General features: G+C 71.1%; 20 protein-coding genes and 1 pseudogene. 11 read left to right on the top strand and 10 right to left on the bottom strand.

Annotation, left to right across the window (positions count from 1 at the left end):
* Positions 1-90 precede the first annotated feature (90 nt).
* Entirely contained in the window at positions 91-1,470 is a 1,380-nt protein-coding gene (locus ACLV7J_RS00720; protein WP_411867219.1) for a cytochrome P450, read from the bottom strand.
* Between the two features lie 43 nt (positions 1,471-1,513).
* The gene (locus ACLV7J_RS00715; protein WP_411867218.1) at positions 1,514-1,915 is read right to left on the bottom strand and encodes an OsmC family protein; all 402 of its coding nucleotides are present in this window, start codon (positions 1,913-1,915) and stop codon (positions 1,514-1,516) included.
* Between the two features lie 101 nt (positions 1,916-2,016).
* Here ACLV7J_RS00715 and ACLV7J_RS00710 point away from each other — a divergent pair, with 101 nt between their 5' ends.
* Positions 2,017-2,598, top strand: a complete 582-nt coding sequence (locus ACLV7J_RS00710; RefSeq protein ID WP_411867217.1) for a DUF2721 domain-containing protein — start codon at positions 2,017-2,019, stop codon at positions 2,596-2,598.
* On the opposite strand, the gene ACLV7J_RS00705 is transcribed toward ACLV7J_RS00710, so the two are convergent.
* Together ACLV7J_RS00705 and ACLV7J_RS00700 are read right to left on the bottom strand one after the other, a co-directional pair.
* Positions 2,582-3,028 (bottom strand): thiol-disulfide oxidoreductase DCC family protein, encoded by a 447-nt coding sequence (locus ACLV7J_RS00705; protein WP_411867216.1) that lies wholly within the window; start codon positions 3,026-3,028, stop codon positions 2,582-2,584. The genes ACLV7J_RS00710 and ACLV7J_RS00705 overlap by 17 nt on opposite strands.
* A 96-nt stretch (positions 3,029-3,124) precedes the next feature.
* A complete protein-coding gene (locus ACLV7J_RS00700; RefSeq protein WP_411867215.1) occupies positions 3,125-3,403 on the bottom strand; it encodes a hypothetical protein in 279 nt (92 codons plus the stop codon).
* Between the two features lie 99 nt (positions 3,404-3,502).
* Between ACLV7J_RS00700 and ACLV7J_RS00695 the strand changes: the two genes are divergently transcribed.
* From ACLV7J_RS00695 to ACLV7J_RS00660, 8 genes and pseudogenes are all read left to right on the top strand, one after another.
* Entirely contained in the window at positions 3,503-3,694 is a 192-nt protein-coding gene (locus tag ACLV7J_RS00695) for a hypothetical protein (protein WP_411867214.1), read from the top strand.
* A gap of 8 nt (positions 3,695-3,702) precedes the next feature.
* Positions 3,703-4,152, top strand: coding sequence for a secondary thiamine-phosphate synthase enzyme YjbQ (locus ACLV7J_RS00690; protein ID WP_411867213.1), 450 nt, complete (start codon positions 3,703-3,705; stop codon positions 4,150-4,152).
* Between the two features lie 38 nt (positions 4,153-4,190).
* Entirely contained in the window at positions 4,191-4,568 is a 378-nt protein-coding gene (locus tag ACLV7J_RS00685) for a hypothetical protein (protein ID WP_411867212.1), read from the top strand.
* A 61-nt stretch (positions 4,569-4,629) separates the two neighbouring features.
* Entirely contained in the window at positions 4,630-4,923 is a 294-nt protein-coding gene (locus ACLV7J_RS00680; RefSeq protein WP_411867211.1) for a 4a-hydroxytetrahydrobiopterin dehydratase, read from the top strand.
* 37 nt (positions 4,924-4,960) lie between these two features.
* The gene (gene galE / locus ACLV7J_RS00675) at positions 4,961-6,010 is read left to right on the top strand and encodes a UDP-glucose 4-epimerase GalE (RefSeq protein ID WP_411867210.1); all 1,050 of its coding nucleotides are present in this window, start codon (positions 4,961-4,963) and stop codon (positions 6,008-6,010) included.
* A gap of 81 nt (positions 6,011-6,091) precedes the next feature.
* A complete protein-coding gene (locus ACLV7J_RS00670; protein ID WP_411867209.1) occupies positions 6,092-6,382 on the top strand; it encodes a hypothetical protein in 291 nt (96 codons plus the stop codon).
* A gap of 123 nt (positions 6,383-6,505) precedes the next feature.
* Positions 6,506-6,685, top strand: a pseudogene (locus ACLV7J_RS00665) (hypothetical protein); the annotation flags it as partial.
* Positions 6,627-7,400, top strand: a complete 774-nt coding sequence (locus tag ACLV7J_RS00660) for a Coq4 family protein (RefSeq protein ID WP_411867208.1) — start codon at positions 6,627-6,629, stop codon at positions 7,398-7,400. The pseudogene ACLV7J_RS00665 and the gene ACLV7J_RS00660, both read left to right, overlap by 59 nt.
* A 21-nt stretch (positions 7,401-7,421) precedes the next feature.
* Here ACLV7J_RS00660 and clpB read toward each other — a convergent pair whose 3' ends face one another.
* Positions 7,422-10,052: an ATP-dependent chaperone ClpB gene (clpB, locus tag ACLV7J_RS00655; RefSeq protein WP_411867207.1), complete on the bottom strand. Its 2,631-nt coding sequence runs from the start codon at positions 10,050-10,052 to the stop codon at positions 7,422-7,424.
* A 267-nt stretch (positions 10,053-10,319) separates the two neighbouring features.
* Between clpB and ACLV7J_RS00650 the strand changes: the two genes are divergently transcribed.
* A complete protein-coding gene (locus ACLV7J_RS00650; protein ID WP_411867206.1) occupies positions 10,320-11,108 on the top strand; it encodes a hypothetical protein in 789 nt (262 codons plus the stop codon).
* Here ACLV7J_RS00650 and ACLV7J_RS00645 read toward each other — a convergent pair.
* The gene (locus ACLV7J_RS00645; protein ID WP_411867205.1) at positions 11,090-11,530 is read right to left on the bottom strand and encodes a hypothetical protein; all 441 of its coding nucleotides are present in this window, start codon (positions 11,528-11,530) and stop codon (positions 11,090-11,092) included. The genes ACLV7J_RS00650 and ACLV7J_RS00645 overlap by 19 nt on opposite strands.
* Before the next feature lie 59 nt (positions 11,531-11,589).
* On the opposite strand from ACLV7J_RS00645, the gene ACLV7J_RS00640 reads away from it, so the two are divergent.
* On the top strand, positions 11,590-11,796 hold the full coding sequence (locus ACLV7J_RS00640) for a hypothetical protein (protein WP_411867204.1): 207 nt from the start codon (positions 11,590-11,592) through the stop codon (positions 11,794-11,796).
* Here the strand turns inward: ACLV7J_RS00640 and ACLV7J_RS00635 are convergent.
* The 4 genes from ACLV7J_RS00635 to hemE form a co-directional block, all read right to left on the bottom strand.
* Complete coding sequence (locus ACLV7J_RS00635) at positions 11,757-12,032, bottom strand: Nif11 family protein (RefSeq protein ID WP_411867203.1); 276 nt, start codon at positions 12,030-12,032, stop codon at positions 11,757-11,759. The genes ACLV7J_RS00640 and ACLV7J_RS00635 overlap by 40 nt on opposite strands.
* A 134-nt stretch (positions 12,033-12,166) precedes the next feature.
* The gene (gene petJ / locus ACLV7J_RS00630; protein ID WP_411867202.1) at positions 12,167-12,508 is read right to left on the bottom strand and encodes a cytochrome c6 PetJ; all 342 of its coding nucleotides are present in this window, start codon (positions 12,506-12,508) and stop codon (positions 12,167-12,169) included.
* A gap of 170 nt (positions 12,509-12,678) precedes the next feature.
* The gene (locus ACLV7J_RS00625; protein ID WP_411867201.1) at positions 12,679-13,722 is read right to left on the bottom strand and encodes an NAD-dependent epimerase/dehydratase family protein; all 1,044 of its coding nucleotides are present in this window, start codon (positions 13,720-13,722) and stop codon (positions 12,679-12,681) included.
* Positions 13,719-14,777 (bottom strand): uroporphyrinogen decarboxylase, encoded by a 1,059-nt coding sequence (gene hemE / locus ACLV7J_RS00620; RefSeq protein ID WP_411867200.1) that lies wholly within the window; start codon positions 14,775-14,777, stop codon positions 13,719-13,721. The genes ACLV7J_RS00625 and hemE overlap by 4 nt, the downstream gene beginning before the upstream one ends.
* Positions 14,778-14,802: the final 25 nt, after the last annotated feature.

The raw sequence follows: 14,802 nt of genomic DNA, 5'->3' as shown, positions 1-14,802 counted from the left end.
TGTCCCGGCTCGCGATGGCCACAATCCTCGCTCGGATGCTAAGCCCGCGCCGAACAGGTAACCGACTGGTCTTAGAACCCTCTTCTTAGATCAGGAACGGGTCTGCACCAGCAGCCCATCCCGGGGCGAAGGGCTGGGCAGGCGCTGCAGGCTGAGGTCCTGATCGGGGGCCAGGCCGAGGCTCACCTGGCGCAGCAGACCCACCACCATCAGCCGGATCTCCAGCTCCGCCAGGGCCTTGCCCAGGCACACCCGCTCGCCGCCGCCGAAGGGCAGCAGGGTGGCGCCGACGGCACCCTCGAGGTGACGCTGGGGCCAGAAGGTCTCCAGATCGAGGTGTTCCCTGGCGGAGGCCCCCCCATCGCCAGCCTCCGGGCCGTCGGCATGGCGATGGGAGGCGGCCAGGGCCACCTGCACCACCCGCCCGGCCGGCACCGCCACCCCCGCCAGGACCACGGGCCGGACGGTGCGGCGGAAGAAACCACCCACCGGCGGCGTGAAGCGCAACACCTCCTGCACGAGGGCATCGAGCCGCGGGGCATGGGCGGGGTCGTAGGCGCTGGGTGCCTCCGTCTCAGGCGGCGGCCAGGGCAAGCCGTCCAGCTCGACCCTCAGCCAGTCCTCCAGAGCGGGATCGAGCAGCAGCGCCCGCATCAGGCAGCTGAGGGAGGAGGCGGTGGTCTCGTAGCCGGCGAAGAGCAGCAGGAGCAGCTGCTCCACCAGGTCGGCATCCGTGAGGGGCAGGCCAGCCTCATCCAGGCCCCCCGCCAGCAGATCCAGCCCGCCGCGGCCCTGGGGCGCCTGCTCCAGCACCTGCTGCAGACGCGCCAGCAGCCGGGCGCGGGCCGCCAGGGCCCGGGCGAAGGGGCTGCCGGGGAGGGGCAGCGGCACGGAGAAGAGGGCCCGGGTCCAGATCTCGAAGTCGGCGAAGAGGGCGTCGCGGTCGGGGCCCTCCAGGCCCAGCACCACCGTGGCGATCACCGTGAAGGCAAAGCGCCGCATCCGCCCGGCCAGGGGCAGCGGCTCGCCCGCGCTCCGCAGCTCCGTGGCCAGCTCATCCACCAGCGCCACGATCTGCGGGCTGTAGCGCCGCAGCGCCGCCGCCGAGAACAGCTGACCCACCACCCGCCGCCGGGCCCGGTGGGCCGGACCGTTGCGGTTGGCCAGCGATCGGCTCCCCAGCAGCTGGCGCACGCTCTCGGGCCACCAGCCCTCCACCGCTTCTCCCTGGGCCAGCAGATCGCCGATGGCCGCGCCGCCGCGGATGAACACCATCGGCTGACCGAGCAACACCGTCTCGAACACGTCGCCGTGGCGCTCGAAGCGGCGCTCGGCAAAGCCGGGATCGCGGAAGAAGGCGAGGGTTTCCACAATCCCGCTCACCGCGCCGGTGCGGGGCAGCGAGCGCGTGCCGCTGGCGGCCGGGGGCGCCGCAGACGCGGCGGGGGGCGCACTGGCAGAGGGGTCCATGGCGCGACCCTAGGCCTGGCGGCGCGGCCGGCCGGCCCGGGCCTCAGCTCCAGTGCAGGCGCATCGGCACCGCGCCCTCCAGGCTCTCCTTCACCGGGCAGGTCTCGCCGGCGCGGATCAGCTGCTGGCGCTGCTCGGGGCTGAGATCCCCCGGCAGCGCAATCCACACCTCCAGCAGCTCGATGCGCCGCACGCCGCTGCTGGTCATGGTCTTCTCCACCCGGGCGGTGGCGCCCTCCAGGCGCCAGCCCTGGCGCTCGGCGGTGATGCCGAGCAGCGTGAGGATGCAGGTCGACAGGGCCGTGGCCACCAGGTCCGTGGGGGAGAAGCGCTCGCCGCGGCCCTGGTTGTCGGTGGGGGCATCGGTGTCGAGCTCCGAGCCGGATGGGCCATGGACGGCATGGCAGCGCAGCTGGCCGTCGTAGCGGGTGTCGATCGTGGTCATGGGCGCGGGGGCGGGGGTCGCCTAGAGGCTGCGGCGACGGTGCAGCGCCCCGGGCTCGGCGGTGCTGGGGCACGGGCTCCACACTGACAGTGGGCGGCCTGGTGCCCTGGCTCCCGAGCGCGCTGGCACCGGCGTGCACCCCCGACCCGCCACCGCTCGCCGCCACCGCCACCGCCCTGCCCATGCCGCCGCTGCCCGTTCCCCTCGCCCTGCTGGCCGCCATCGCCGAGCCCGACGCCCATGCGCCGGTGCTGGGGTTGGCGCGGGCGATCCAGCTCTCGGTGGGCCCGGTGTTCCTGCTCACGGGCATCTCCGGCCTGCTGGGGGTGCTGGCCGGCCGGCTCTCGCGGGTGGTGGACCGGGCCCGCGCCATGCAGGACCAGCTCGGCCGCAGCGAAGCCAGCGGCGGCTCCCCCTCCGAACGGGAGCCCCTGCACCTGGAGATGGGGATTCAGAAGCGCCGCATGGGGCTGCTGGGGCGGGCGATGCAGTGCGCCACGCTCACGGGCCTGCTGGTGGCGGCGGTGGTGTCGGTGACCTTTGTGAGCGCCGTGGCCGTGCTGGATCTGGCGGCCATCGTGGTGCCGCTGTTCGTGGTGGCGATGGCCAGCCTGATGGCTGCGCTGCTGCTGCTGCTGCGGGAGACCCAGCTCTCCACCGCCCAGCTCAACCGCCGCTTCTGAGGGGCTCCGCCGCCGCGAGACAGGCTCCAGCTGCGCTGCGGCAGCGGCACAGGGTGTCCAGATCGGGCCGGCGGGTGAGCCACAGGCGCCGCTCGGCCCAGAGGCGGTAGAGCGCCTCGGCCAGGGGCCCCAGCAGCGGCCAACCGGTGGGGGCATAGAGCCAGCCCAGGCCGATCAGCCGGTAGGCCGCGCGGAACACCGCCAGATCCTGCAGCACGCTGCCATCGGCGGCGATGGCGTGGATGCGGCCCATGGCCTGGCGGTAGGTCACGCCGGCGTGGGCCGCGGGGTCGTAGCCAGGCTGGTCGATGTCCACAAAGGCCAGCCGGGGCTCCTCGCCGTGGAGGGCCCCGTCGCGGCTCCCCAGCCAGCGCACCTCCCGCACGCAGAGGGGACAGCCGCCGTCGTAGAGGAGGGTGAGCTCAGCCATCGGGCCAGGCTAGGCAAGGCACCCCGCCACCAGGCGCTGGGCCAGGACCAGCGCTTCAGCCGCGGCACCGGACCCGAACGCCAGCGCCTGAGCCGCTCACTTCTTGCGGCAGTAGCCGCCGCCCACGTTCATCCAACCCTCCAGGCAGGGCTTGCCGTTGGTGGGCGTCACCGTGTAGCGCATCAGCCCCAGGGTGGAGCACTTGCCGTTGAGCATGTCCACGTAGCCCAGCGGACACAGCGCCTGCAGCCTGGGCACCACCCGCTGGGCCCGGGCGGCGGGGGCCAGGGCCAGCGGGGCGAGCGCCAGGCCCAGAAGGGCAGAGAGCTGCAGGGCACGGGCCAGGCGACGGGCAGGCAGGGCAGGCGCGGACATCGGCCGGCAGCAGGGGATCACACGCTATCGGCGCTGGATTCCCGCGCCAGCTCGGGCCGATGGCTGGCCCACTCCGGCGGCCATCGCTAGCGTCAGCCCATGCTCAGGTTCCTCACCCTGGCGGCCCTGGCGGTGGTGGGCCTGGCGTTCGCCCGGGGCTGGCTGCAGCTCTCCCGCGCGGGCCTGCAGGTCAACGGAGCCCGCTTCAGCGCCGATACCGGCATTCCGATGGAGGGCTCCGACGCCGACAAGTCGGACCAGCTGTTCCGCGGCATGCGCGACAAGCCCTGATCCCAGCCGTGCGCCAGATCCTCACCCGCCTCTCCCTCCAGACCCACGGCGAGGGCTTCACCGACCTCACCGCCCGGCTCGACGCCGAGATCGGCCGCAGCGGCCTGGCCCAGGGGATCGCGGTGCTGGCCGTGCAGCACACAAGCTGCTCGCTCACGGTGAACGAGAACGCCGATCCGCGGGTGCTGGCCGACCTGGCGGCCTACCTGCGGGCCCTCGTGCCCCAGCAGGGGGTGCGGCCGATCAGCGGCCAGGGCCCGCTGCGGCCCTGGCTGCACGACGACGAGGGTCCGGACGACATGCCGGCCCACATCCGCACCGCCCTGACGGCCACGAGCCTGAGCCTCTCCTTCGACGGCGGTCGGCTGCTGCTGGGCACCTGGCAGGCGGTGTACCTGTGGGAGCACCGGGCCCAGCCGCAACGGCGCCGGCTCAGCCTGCACCTGATCGGCGCCTAGCCGCTTCGTAGCGTGAGGGCGGTGCGGCGGCGATCGCCATGGGGGAACGGAGCCAGTCGAAGGCCGCGGGTTCGCGGGCCTGGGCAGCGGCGTCAGCCGCCGGGGCGGACGGGGAGCTGGGCGGGCTCGACGCCCTCGCCACGGAGATCCGCGCCCTGCGCCAGGAGATCCGGGATCTGCGCGTTCTGGTGCTGCAGCTGGCCAGCGCCCCAGCCAGCCCGGCGGCGGCAGCCTCCGGAGCCAGCCCTGGCCCCACCACCAGCCAGACGGTCAACCCCCTGGCGCGGCGCCAGGCCGAGCAGCTGGCCAGCGCGGTGCAACAGCGCCAGGCCCTCGGCGGCGACCCCGAACAGGACACCGAGCTGGACCTGCTGATCGACCGGCTCCACGATCTGGCCCTGGAGGCCCAGCCCTGAGGGCCTGAGCTCTGATCCGGATCCCCATCCCCATCCCCACAGTCCCTTCGCAAGCCCGGCCATGGCCACCGCCCTGCTCACCCCAGACGAACTCGCCGCCCTGCCCGCTGCCCTGCCGGCCTGGCAGCTGCGCGACGGCAAGCTGCACCGCGGGCTCCAGTTCGACGACTTCGCGGCCGCCTTCGGCTTCATGGCCCGGGTGGCCCTGATCGCCGAGGGACTGGGCCACCACCCGGAATGGAGCAACGTCTGGAACCGGGTGGTGATCGATCTGACGACCCACGACGCCGGCGGCCTGACGGCCCTGGATCTGGAGCTGGCCCGGCGGATCGATGCGGTCCTGGCCGGTCGATGATGGCGGGCTGGTTCCCCCTCGCCCCCACCCGCCGTTCATGAAGGTCCTGGTCACCGGCGGCGCCGGCTACATCGGCAGCCACGCCGTGCGCGCCCTGCAGCGGGCGGGCCACAGCCCGGTGGTGCTCGACAACCTGGTCTACGGCCACCGCGACATCGTGGCCAGCCTCGGCGTGCCGCTGGTGGAGGGCCAGGTGGGCGATCGGGCCCTGCTGGAGGCGGTGCTGTCCGGCCGCCATCCGTCCGCCCTGGGGGAGCCGGTGGGGGCCGTGCTGCACTTCGCCGCCTATGCCTACGTGGGCGAGTCGGTGAGTGATCCGGCCAAGTACTACCGCAACAACCTGGCCGACACCCTGGTGCTGCTGGAGACCCTGGTGGACGTTCCCCAGCACCGGCTGCGCGCTGACGGCAACAGCGGGCCGATGCCGATCGTGTTCTCCAGCACCTGCGCCACCTACGGCGTGCCCCAGCAGGTGCCGATCACCGAGGACCACCCGCAGCAGCCCATCAATCCCTACGGCCGCAGCAAGGCGATGGTGGAGCAGCTGCTGCGCGATTTCGGCGCCGCCTACGGGCTGCCGAGCGTGATCTTCCGCTACTTCAACGCCGCCGGCGCCGATCCCGATGGCGACCTCGGCGAGGACCACACCCCCGAGACCCACCTGATCCCCCTCGTGCTGGATGTGATGGCAGGCCGCCGGCCCTACCTGCAGATCTTCGGCGACGACTACCCCACCCCCGACGGCACCTGCATCCGCGACTACATCCACGTGAGCGACCTGGCCGAGGCGCACGTGCTGGGACTGGGGCGACTGCTCAACCAGCCCGGCGGCCCTGAGCCCCTCGTCTACAACCTGGGCAACGGCACCGGCTATTCGGTGCAGCAGGTGATCGAGGCGGCCAAAGCCGTCACCGGCCGGGGCCTGCTGGCCCATGTGGCCCCGCGCCGGGCCGGCGATCCGCCCCAGTTGGTGGCCGGAGCCGAGAAGGCGCGGCGGGAGCTGGGCTGGTCGCCGCGCTACCCCCAGCTGGAGGTGATCCTGGAGCACGCCTGGGCCTGGCACCGGCGGCGCCACGGGGTGAGCTGATCCACGCGCAGGTTCCCAGCGGCTGGTGATCGCCAAAGGCCGTCCGATCCGCTACCAACGGAGCAGAACCCGCCAGGTCCCATGGTCCCCAGCGCTGCGACTCCCACCAGGCTCCCTGCCGCCACCACCCTGCTCACCGCAGCGACAGCCGCAGCGGCAGCAACCGCGGCTGCCGTGCTGCTGCTGCCGGGTGAGGCCCGGGCCGATGGGGGCACCGCCGCCTCCCTGGTGAGCCGTGAGAACGCGATCCAGAACGCCACGCTCTGGATGCCACCCGGGGCCCGCATCACCAGCACCGACTGCACCGAGATGCTGATCGACAGCTCGCCCCGCTACGTCTGCACCGTGGAGTGGGGGCCAGCGGAACAGTGATGGGCCGAACGCCCAACCCCTGACCGATGGCTCCTGGGATTGGGCGCAGCGTTCGACCCCGTCAGAAGGGTGGCCCGAATCGCCGAGGCGACGGGCCACCTTCCGGAGTGAAGCAACGTCTGGAACCGGGTGTCGATCGCCCTCACCATCCACGACACCGGCGGCCTCTCCAGCCTGGATCTGGAGATGGCGCGCCGAATCGACGCCCTCGCCGGCGCCTCCTCACCACCTCGATTCCGCAACCATGGGATTCCGCTTCCTCAATCGCGTCGCCAGCGAGGACAACATCCGCTCCTTCCTTGAGCTGGTGGATCTGGCCGCCGGAGCCGGCGCCTCCGCCGACAACGTCTTCCAACTCTCGCACCGGCTGCGGGAATCGAACCCGATGCAACTCTGCCAGCGGCGGCTGGCCAGGGATCCGGCCAGCGCTGCGCTGATCGCTGCGCGCCACTGCGCGCCCCCCTACGACAGCGCCGCCCTGCGAGCGCTACCCAAGGGCAGCCTCGGCCATACCTACGCCACGGTGCTGGGTGCGCTGAACTACGACATCAATTTCTTTCCCAAACCGGCATTCTTCGCCGATCTGGCCACCGACGCTGATTACATCAACTACCGCGTCTACGCCACCCACGACCTGCACCACATCCTCAGCGGCTTCAGCCTCGACAACTTCGGTGAGCTGGGGGTGATCAGCATCAGCGTCGCCCAGTTCTCCCATCCCGGCCTGGCCTTCACCGATTTGATGGCGATGCTGCTGAGCTGGTTCAAGGGCGATACACCGATCGATGAGCTCGACGATCCCGCCGAGCAGGCCCGCACAACGGCCTACGCCTTCGGGATGATCAGCAAGGGGCTCGAGATGGGCGCCGCCGCTCGGCCGCTGTTCCCCGTGTGCTGGGAGGAGCAGATGGGCCGCAACCTCGAGGAGGTACGCCGCGAGCTTGGCATCGAACCGGTGCGCGAAGGAACCTGGAGCTGGGAGGCCAACCCCCAGCTCCAGGCGGCCCTGGCGGCCTGAGCCCCGCCTGCGGGGACAGCCTCAGACCAGCACCGGCAGCTTGGCCGGATCGGTCTGCTGGAAGCGCAGCTGCTTCTGCTCACCGGCGGTCTCCACATCCACCGCAATGGTGTGGCCAGCGGTGAACTGCCCCGCCAGGATCCCCTTGGCGATCGGCGTCTCCAGCTCGCGCTGGATGGCGCGCTTGAGCGGCCGGGCTCCATACACCGGGTCGTAGCCGACGCCGGCCAGCCAGTCGAGGGCATCGGCGTTGAGGGCGAGGCCCAGCTTCTTGTCCTCCAGCCGCTTGGCCAGGCGCTGCACCTGCAGCTCCACGATGTGGCGCAGTTCCTCCTGCTTGAGGCTGTGGAAGATGATCGTTTCATCCAGCCGGTTGAGGAACTCGGGCCGGAAGTGACCCCGCAGGGCCTCGTTCACCCGACGCTCCATCTCGCTGTGGCGAGCGGGATCGCCGGCCAGATCGAGGATGGACGCGCTGCCGATGTTGCTGGTGAGGATCAGCACCGTGTTGGTGAAGTCCACCGTGCGGCCCTGGCCATCGGTGACGCGGCCGTCATCGAGGATCTGCAGCATCACGTTGAACACATCGGGGTGGGCCTTCTCCACCTCGTCGAACAGGATCACCGCATAGGGGCGCCGCCGCACCGCTTCGGTGAGCTGGCCGCCCTCCTCGTAGCCCACGTAGCCGGGAGGCGCTCCGATCAGGCGGCTCACGGCGTGCTTCTCCATGTACTCGCTCATGTCGATGCGCACCATCGCCTCCTCGCTGTCGAACAGCTGCGAGGCCAGGGCCTTGGAGAGCTCGGTCTTGCCCACGCCAGTTGGGCCGAGGAACAGGAAGCTGGCGATCGGGCGGTTGGGGTCGCTCAGGCCAGCCCGTGAGCGCTGGATGGCATCGGCAACAGCCGTGACGGCCTTCTCCTGGCCGATCACGCGGGTGTGCAGTTCGTCCTCGAGGTGGAGCAGTTTCTCCATCTCGCTCTGCACCAACTTGGCCACGGGGATGCCGGTCCACTTGGCGATCACCTCGGCGATGTCGTCCTCGGTGACCTCCTCGCGCAACAGGGTCTTGTCGCTGCCGCTGGCATTGAGTTCCTCCTCCTTGGCGGCGAGCTTCTTGTGCAGCCCGGCCAGGGTGCCGTATTCGAGTTCGGCGGCCTTGTTGAGGTCGTAGTTGCGCTTGGCCTGCTCCACCTGGAGCTGCACCTGCTCGATCTCCTCCTTGATGGCGCCCAGTTCATCGATCGAACCCTTCTCGGCCTGCCACTGGGCATTGAGGGCGCTCTGCTGCTCGCGCAGCTCGGCCAGCTCCTTCTCCAGACGTTCCAGCCGATCCTTGCTGGCGGCATCGGACTCGCGGCCCAGGGAGAGTTTCTCCATCTCCAGCTGCAGGATGCGGCGATCGAGTTCATCGATCTGCTCCGGCTTGGAGGTGATCTCCATCTTCAGGCGGGCCGCCGATTCATCCACCAGGTCGATGGCCTTGTCGGGCAGGAAGCGATCGGCGATGTAGCGGCTGCTCAGCACCGCCGCCGCCACCAGGGCGTTGTCGGCGATGCGCACGCCGTGGTGCACCTCGTAGCGCTCCTTCAGACCCCGCAGGATCGAGATGGTGTCCTCCACCGTGGGCTGATCCACGAACACCTGCTGGAAGCGGCGCTCCAGGGCCGGATCCTTCTCGATGTGCTGGCGGTGCTCGTCGAGGGTGGTGGCGCCGATGCAGCGCAGTTCGCCGCGGGCGAGCATCGGCTTGAGCAGGTTGCTGGCATCCATGGCGCCGCCGCTGGCGCCGGCCCCCACCACGGTGTGGATCTCATCGATGAAAAGCACGATCTGGCCCTCGGAGTCGGTCACCTCCTTGAGCACGGCCTTGAGCCGCTCCTCGAACTCGCCGCGGTACTTGGCCCCGGCGATCAGGGCGCCCATGTCGAGCGACACGAGCTGACGGTTCTGCAGGGCCTGGGGCACGTCGCCGTTGACGATCCGCTGGGCCAGGCCCTCCACGATGGCGGTTTTGCCCACGCCGGGCTCGCCGATCAGCACCGGGTTGTTCTTGGTGCGGCGGCTGAGGATCTGGATCGTGCGGCGGATCTCCTCGTCGCGGCCGATCACCGGATCGAGCTTGCCCTCGCGGGCGGCCTTGGTGAGGTCGCGGCCGTATTTCTCCAGGGATTCGTAGGTGCCTTCGGGGTTCTGGTCGGTCACTTTCTGGGATCCACGCACCGCCTCAATGGCGGTCTTGAGTTTCTGGGCGTCCACGCCGGCCTGGGAGAGCAGCTGGCGGCCGCAGCGCTCGTCGCCGGCCAGGGCGAGCAGCAGGTGCTCGATCGAGATGTAGCTGTCACCGAAGTCGGTCTTGGCCTTCTCGGCGGCATCGAGCACGGCGTTGAGGCCCTTGCCCAGATACACGCTCTCGGGGGCCGTGGCCAGGCTCGGCTGGCCGGCGATGAAGGCCTCGACCCGCTGGCTGAGGGTGCCCACCTCCACGCCGGCCTTCTCCAGGATGCGTCCGGCCAGGCCCTGCTGAGCCAGCAGGGCGGCGAACAGGTGCTCGCTCTCCATCTGCTGCTGGCGCTTCTGCTGGGCCAGCTGCTGGGCGGCCACGATGGCGCCCCAGGCCTTCTCGGTGAACAGGTCGGCGGTGGGATGCATGGGCTGTACCTCCTGGGCGGACTGCGCTGAAGGAACCGTATGGAGGGCGAACGGATTCGCCCCAGAGGAGGGCCGTACCCATCGGTTCGGGCCTCACCCCCCAGGTTGGGCAGGCCGAACCGGCGTGGGAAGCAAACCGATCCTTTCCTTCAAGGTGGCGCCCTGGGGAGGCCCCCAGACGACGGCCACGCAGTGCCCGCAGGCCTGGGGTGAGCCCGAGCGCGGTGGCGTTGCTAAGAGCAGGGGTGAGCCTTGCCACTCCCTCCCATGACACGTTCCCCGCGGCCCTCTGCACTCCGGATCCGCCGCACCCTGGCCGCCCTGCTGCTGGCCGCTCCCCTGGTCGGCAGCAGCTTGCTGCTGGCCGCCGCCCCCGTCCAGGCCCGGGGCGGCGGCGGCGGCGGCTTCGGTGGAGGCGGATTCGGCGGGGGCGGCCGGGGCTTCGGGGGGGCGAGCTGGGGCACCGGGGCCGCCCACTGGGGCGGTGGCGGCGGTTACCACTTCAATGGCGCCGGCGGTGACGCCTGGCGCAACGGCTACGGCGGCTTCCACCCGATGTATGGCCCGGGCACACGCCAGGGCATCAACGTCGACACGTTCAACCGCAACGTGAACGTCAATACCAACTTCTACAACCGCGATTTCAACGGCTGGAACAGGGACTGGAACAACGGCGGCTACTGGGGCAGCCGGCCCTGGGGCGCCGGCTGGTACAGCTGGGCACCCGCCTCCTGGGGCTGGTGGGGAGCCAGCGCCGCCGCCTGGGGCGTGGCGGGCCTGGCAACCGGTGCAGCCATCACCAGCCTGGTGAACGCGGCGTCCGTGCAGCAGTCCCCGGTGATCGTGGTGCCCCAGACCAGCTATCAGCTCAACTTCGGCTCCGTGGAGTCGGTGGGGAGCGCCGGGGTGAGCTTCAGCTACTACGTGAACGGCACCCAGCTGCTGGGGGCCGCCAACTGCCAGGACGGCCTGCTGAACGGCCAGGTGCCGGGCGATCCCGACCAGGCCCAGCTGCTCAACGCCGTCTGCCAGGTGGCCTACGGGGCCGGCAGCTGAGACGCGGGGCGACCGGGACCGGGCAGGGGGATCACCCCCCCACCCTCGCGGCAGAAGCGGATCGGGCAGCCATCCGGTCCGTAGATCGCATCACCCGGCGAGAGGCAGCCGGCCCGGTTCTTGGCCGCCACCTGGCTCGGCTGGATCGGCAGGGGCTGGAACACCGCGTCCACCGGCTTGACGATCAGCGGGCAGCGACTGCCCCCCGGCCGCCAGCTGCTGGCGTCGATGGCGGCGGGGGTGGAGCCGGGGATGATGCGGCGCAGATCCGGCAGGGGCGGAGCGAGGCCGGAGGACGGCGCCGGGGTGGGGGCTGGGGCTGGGGCCGCGTCGGCAGCCGCCACCGAGCCGGCCAGGCCCAGCAGCGTCGCCAGCAGGGCAATGGGCAGGCAGGGTCCCAGGTGATGGGCTCCGGTGGCCATGATGGGCGGCGGTCGGCTGGCCCCAGTGTGCCGGCCGCTCCCGCCCCCCACCAGCAACCATGGCCCAGGCCCCTGAGCAGGCGCTGATCGAACGGTTGGCCCAGGCCTCCCGGGAGTTCGATGCCACCGGCCGCGACGCCGAGCGCAACTGCTGGATGGCGGTCCACCGTCACGTGCACGGGGTGCTGCCCAGCGAGTACGACATCCGCGAGGTGCCCGAGGAGCTCTACCTGGCGGTGTTGGCCGAGCGCCGCGGCCACGACTGAGCGGCCGGAGCCCCCGGCAGCAGGTCGGGGATCGGCCGCAGCCGGGAGCGCTCCAGAAAGCTGCTGGCGTGGGCCTCGCGGCTGGCCTGCTGGAGATCGCCGGTCTCCACGGCATAGCCCCGGCCCTGGGCCGCCTGCAGCAGCTCCTGCCAGCTGTGGCACAGGCTGAGCTGCTGGCGCAGCCCGGGCTGGCGCTCGGCGTCCGCCACCAGCCGTTCCAGTTCCGTGCGGGTCATGGCAGACCTCCGTGCGGGCGTCAGGACTACCGGCACGATGGCGGCACCGACGGACGGTGACCAGGCTGCCCCACAAAAAAACCGCCCCAGGGGGGCGGTTCGTGGGTCAAGGCCGGGGAGAGGTCCCCGAGGGATCAGGCCCAGCCCTTGGCGGCCTGGGACTCGACGTAGGCGGCCACGTCGGCGATGTCGTCGGCGCTGAGCTTGCCGCCGAAGGCGGGCATGGCGTTCTTGCCGTTGGTCACCTGGGTGACGATGGCGGCCTCATGGCCGGCGCTGTAGTTGGCCAGGTAGGCCTCGAGGGCATCCTGCTTGAGGGTGCGCTCGGCATTGACGACGTTGCCGCCGCCGATGTGGCAAGCGGCGCAATTGGCGGAGAAGACCTGGGCACCGTGGGCGGCGTCAGCGGCGTAGCTGGGGGCAGCACCCAGCACAAGCGCCAGGCAAAGAGCGATGAGGGACAGAAGACGGCGCATCGGGGCTCGTGCAACCGGGCCAGGCTAGGAGTCACCCCCCGCCAACGCCCCGTCCCCTGCATCGGATCGAAACAATTGCAGGGATTCGGGGCCTGCCTGGCGTGGGCCCCGGACTGGCGGACGCCACAAAGGCGGGGGCCCCTAACCCGCGGCGCACCGCGATGGGCGCCTCAAACCCGGCCGCGCTCGGGCAGGCCCGCGTCCTCGAACACCGCTTCCAGCGTGGGAGCGTGGCTCACCAGGCCGAAGCGTTCCGGCGGACTCACCGGCTCATGCACGAAGTGGCGCTGGCGGATCGAGAACCGATCCCAGGCATTCACCTCGATGCGCAGCAACTTGATCAGGCCCTCGATCAGCCAGCCCTGCAGGTCGACGCCGAAAGGAGGGATCCAACTGTGGCGCCAGCGGCACAGGCGCGCCACGGTGTCGTTCACCGTGACCATGGGCTGGCCCAGCACCAGCCGCCGCACGGCCCCCTGGCCCGGCTCGGGGTTCGCCCGGTGCGGCTGGGTGGCCAGGTGCACGCACACCCGGGCGATGTCGGCGGCGTGGATGTAGTGGAAGGAGGCATCGGCCCGCAGCCACTTGGCCAGCCACAGCCAGCGGGTGGCGTCCCGCAGTCCGGCGGTGAGGTAGCTGGTGGGGAAGGGGCCGCCGCCATCGACGCGCCCGCCGAACACCAGGGTCGGGAACACCGCCACGATGCGCTCGGCCAGGGGGTGCTGCTCCAGCTGGCGCAGGCACTGGGCCTTGGTCTGGATGTATTCGGTGCCGTAGGCCGTGGCCTCCGGTAGCAACTGCAGATCCCGGTCGAGGATGCTGGCGGTGGAGAAATAGATCACCTGCTCCAGCACCGCCGGATCGGTGGCGGCCAGCAGCTCCTTCACGGCCACCACGTTCACCTGGCGGGCCCGCTCCGGGTCCCCCCAGGCGGTGGCGGTGTGGATGACGCGGCTGGCGCTGGCGATCCGCTCCCGGTGGGGCGCCACATCGCGCAGGTCCCCCACCAGCAGGGTGATGCGGGGATCGGTGGCCGGCACCGCCGTGAGCTTGGCGGGATCCCGCAGCCACAGCAGCAGCTCGGCGTCGGTCTCGCGGAACAGCTGGGCGGCGATGTGCTGGCCCACGCAGCCGCTGGCGCCGGTGATCAGGATCCGCTGGGGCCGGCGCACAGGGCCGCCACCGCTGGGTGCGTTGTTGGGCGCGGCCGTCAAACGGCGGCCCCCAGCAGCTCGTTCACGGCCTTGCCGGTTTCGAAGAACACGCGGGCGTTCTCCTCGGGGGTGCCGGGCAGGATGCCGTGGCCCAGGTTGAGGATGTGCTTGCGGCCGCGGGCCTTGCGCACGGTGTCCACGATCCGCTCGCGGATGGCCTCAGGGGTGCCGAACAGCAGGCCGGGATCCACGTTGCCCTGCACGCCCACGTGCTCTGGCAGGCGGGCAATGCCGTCGGCCATGTCCACGGTCCAGTCCAGCGACACGATGTCGACGCCGGTGCGGCCCATGCGCTCCAGCACGCCGGCACTGCCGGAGATGTAGAGGATCAGAGGGGTGTCGGGGTGGGTGGCCTTCACCTGATCGATCACCCGCTTCTGGTAGGGCGCGGCGAACACGTCGTAGTCGATCGGGCTGAGCTGGCCGGCCCAGGAGTCGAACAGCTGCACCACCTGGGCGCCGGAATCGATCTGGTAGCGCACGTAGGTGGCGATCGAATCGGCCAGGTGGCCCAGCAGCTGGTGCAGCAGCGCCGGCTCCCGGAACGCCATCTGCTTGATCACCGAATAGGTCTTGGAGCTCTTGCCCTCCACCGCGTAGGCGGCCAGGGTCCAGGGGGCACCCACGAAGCCCAGCACCGCGGCCTCATTGCCCACGTCCTGGCGCAGGCGGCCCAGCACCTCACCCACGAAGGGCAGGGCCTCGGCGGGATCAAGGGGACGCAGGGCATCCACCTGGGCCTGGGAGCGGATGGCGGGCTCGATGATCGGGCCGCGGCTCTCGATGATGTCGAAGTCGATCCCCATGCCCGGCAGGGGCGTGAGGATGTCCGAGAAGAGGATCACGCCATCGGGCTTGAAGGCGTGGAAGGGCTGCATCGAGATCTCGTAGGAGAGATCGGGGTTCTCCGAGCGTTCACGGAAGCCGGGGTGCCGGTCGCGCAGGTCGCGGTAGACCTTCATGTAGCGGCCGGCCTGGCGCATCATCCACACGGGCGGCCTCTCCACCTGCTCACCTCGGGCGGCGCGCAGCAGCAGGGGGGCGGTTCCGGTCATGGGGGAAAGCGAGGCCAGGGGCGAA

It is taken from the genome of Vulcanococcus limneticus LL (assembly GCF_943369875.1).
GTDB classification, from domain to species: domain Bacteria; phylum Cyanobacteriota; class Cyanobacteriia; order PCC-6307; family Cyanobiaceae; genus Vulcanococcus; species Vulcanococcus limneticus_A.
The sequence above is the reverse complement of the archived record's forward strand: the minus strand, read 5'-3'. Positions and strand labels throughout refer to the sequence as shown.

Bases quoted from the DNA above. Each gene is read 5' to 3' on its own strand.
- hemE (WP_411867200.1), bottom strand. From the start codon at position 14,777: ATGACCGGAACCGCCCCCCTGCTGCTGCGCGCCGCCCGAGGTGAGCAG.
- ACLV7J_RS00695 (WP_411867214.1), top strand. From the start codon at position 3,503: ATGCTCAGGTTCCTCACCCTGGCGGCCCTGGCGGTGGTGGGCCTGGCG.
- ACLV7J_RS00635 (WP_411867203.1), bottom strand. From the start codon at position 12,032: ATGACCCGCACGGAACTGGAACGGCTGGTGGCGGACGCCGAGCGCCAG.
- ACLV7J_RS00720 (WP_411867219.1), bottom strand. From the start codon at position 1,470: ATGGACCCCTCTGCCAGTGCGCCCCCCGCCGCGTCTGCGGCGCCCCCG.
- ACLV7J_RS00700 (WP_411867215.1), bottom strand. From the start codon at position 3,403: ATGTCCGCGCCTGCCCTGCCTGCCCGTCGCCTGGCCCGTGCCCTGCAG.
- ACLV7J_RS00705 (WP_411867216.1), bottom strand. From the start codon at position 3,028: ATGGCTGAGCTCACCCTCCTCTACGACGGCGGCTGTCCCCTCTGCGTG.
- ACLV7J_RS00645 (WP_411867205.1), bottom strand. From the start codon at position 11,530: ATGGCCACCGGAGCCCATCACCTGGGACCCTGCCTGCCCATTGCCCTG.
- ACLV7J_RS00680 (WP_411867211.1), top strand. From the start codon at position 4,630: ATGGCCACCGCCCTGCTCACCCCAGACGAACTCGCCGCCCTGCCCGCT.
- galE (WP_411867210.1), top strand. From the start codon at position 4,961: ATGAAGGTCCTGGTCACCGGCGGCGCCGGCTACATCGGCAGCCACGCC.
- ACLV7J_RS00640 (WP_411867204.1), top strand. From the start codon at position 11,590: ATGGCCCAGGCCCCTGAGCAGGCGCTGATCGAACGGTTGGCCCAGGCC.
- petJ (WP_411867202.1), bottom strand. From the start codon at position 12,508: ATGCGCCGTCTTCTGTCCCTCATCGCTCTTTGCCTGGCGCTTGTGCTG.
- ACLV7J_RS00715 (WP_411867218.1), bottom strand. From the start codon at position 1,915: ATGACCACGATCGACACCCGCTACGACGGCCAGCTGCGCTGCCATGCC.
- clpB (WP_411867207.1), bottom strand. From the start codon at position 10,052: ATGCATCCCACCGCCGACCTGTTCACCGAGAAGGCCTGGGGCGCCATC.
- ACLV7J_RS00685 (WP_411867212.1), top strand. From the start codon at position 4,191: ATGGGGGAACGGAGCCAGTCGAAGGCCGCGGGTTCGCGGGCCTGGGCA.
- ACLV7J_RS00670 (WP_411867209.1), top strand. From the start codon at position 6,092: ATGGTCCCCAGCGCTGCGACTCCCACCAGGCTCCCTGCCGCCACCACC.
- ACLV7J_RS00660 (WP_411867208.1), top strand. From the start codon at position 6,627: ATGGGATTCCGCTTCCTCAATCGCGTCGCCAGCGAGGACAACATCCGC.
- ACLV7J_RS00650 (WP_411867206.1), top strand. From the start codon at position 10,320: ATGACACGTTCCCCGCGGCCCTCTGCACTCCGGATCCGCCGCACCCTG.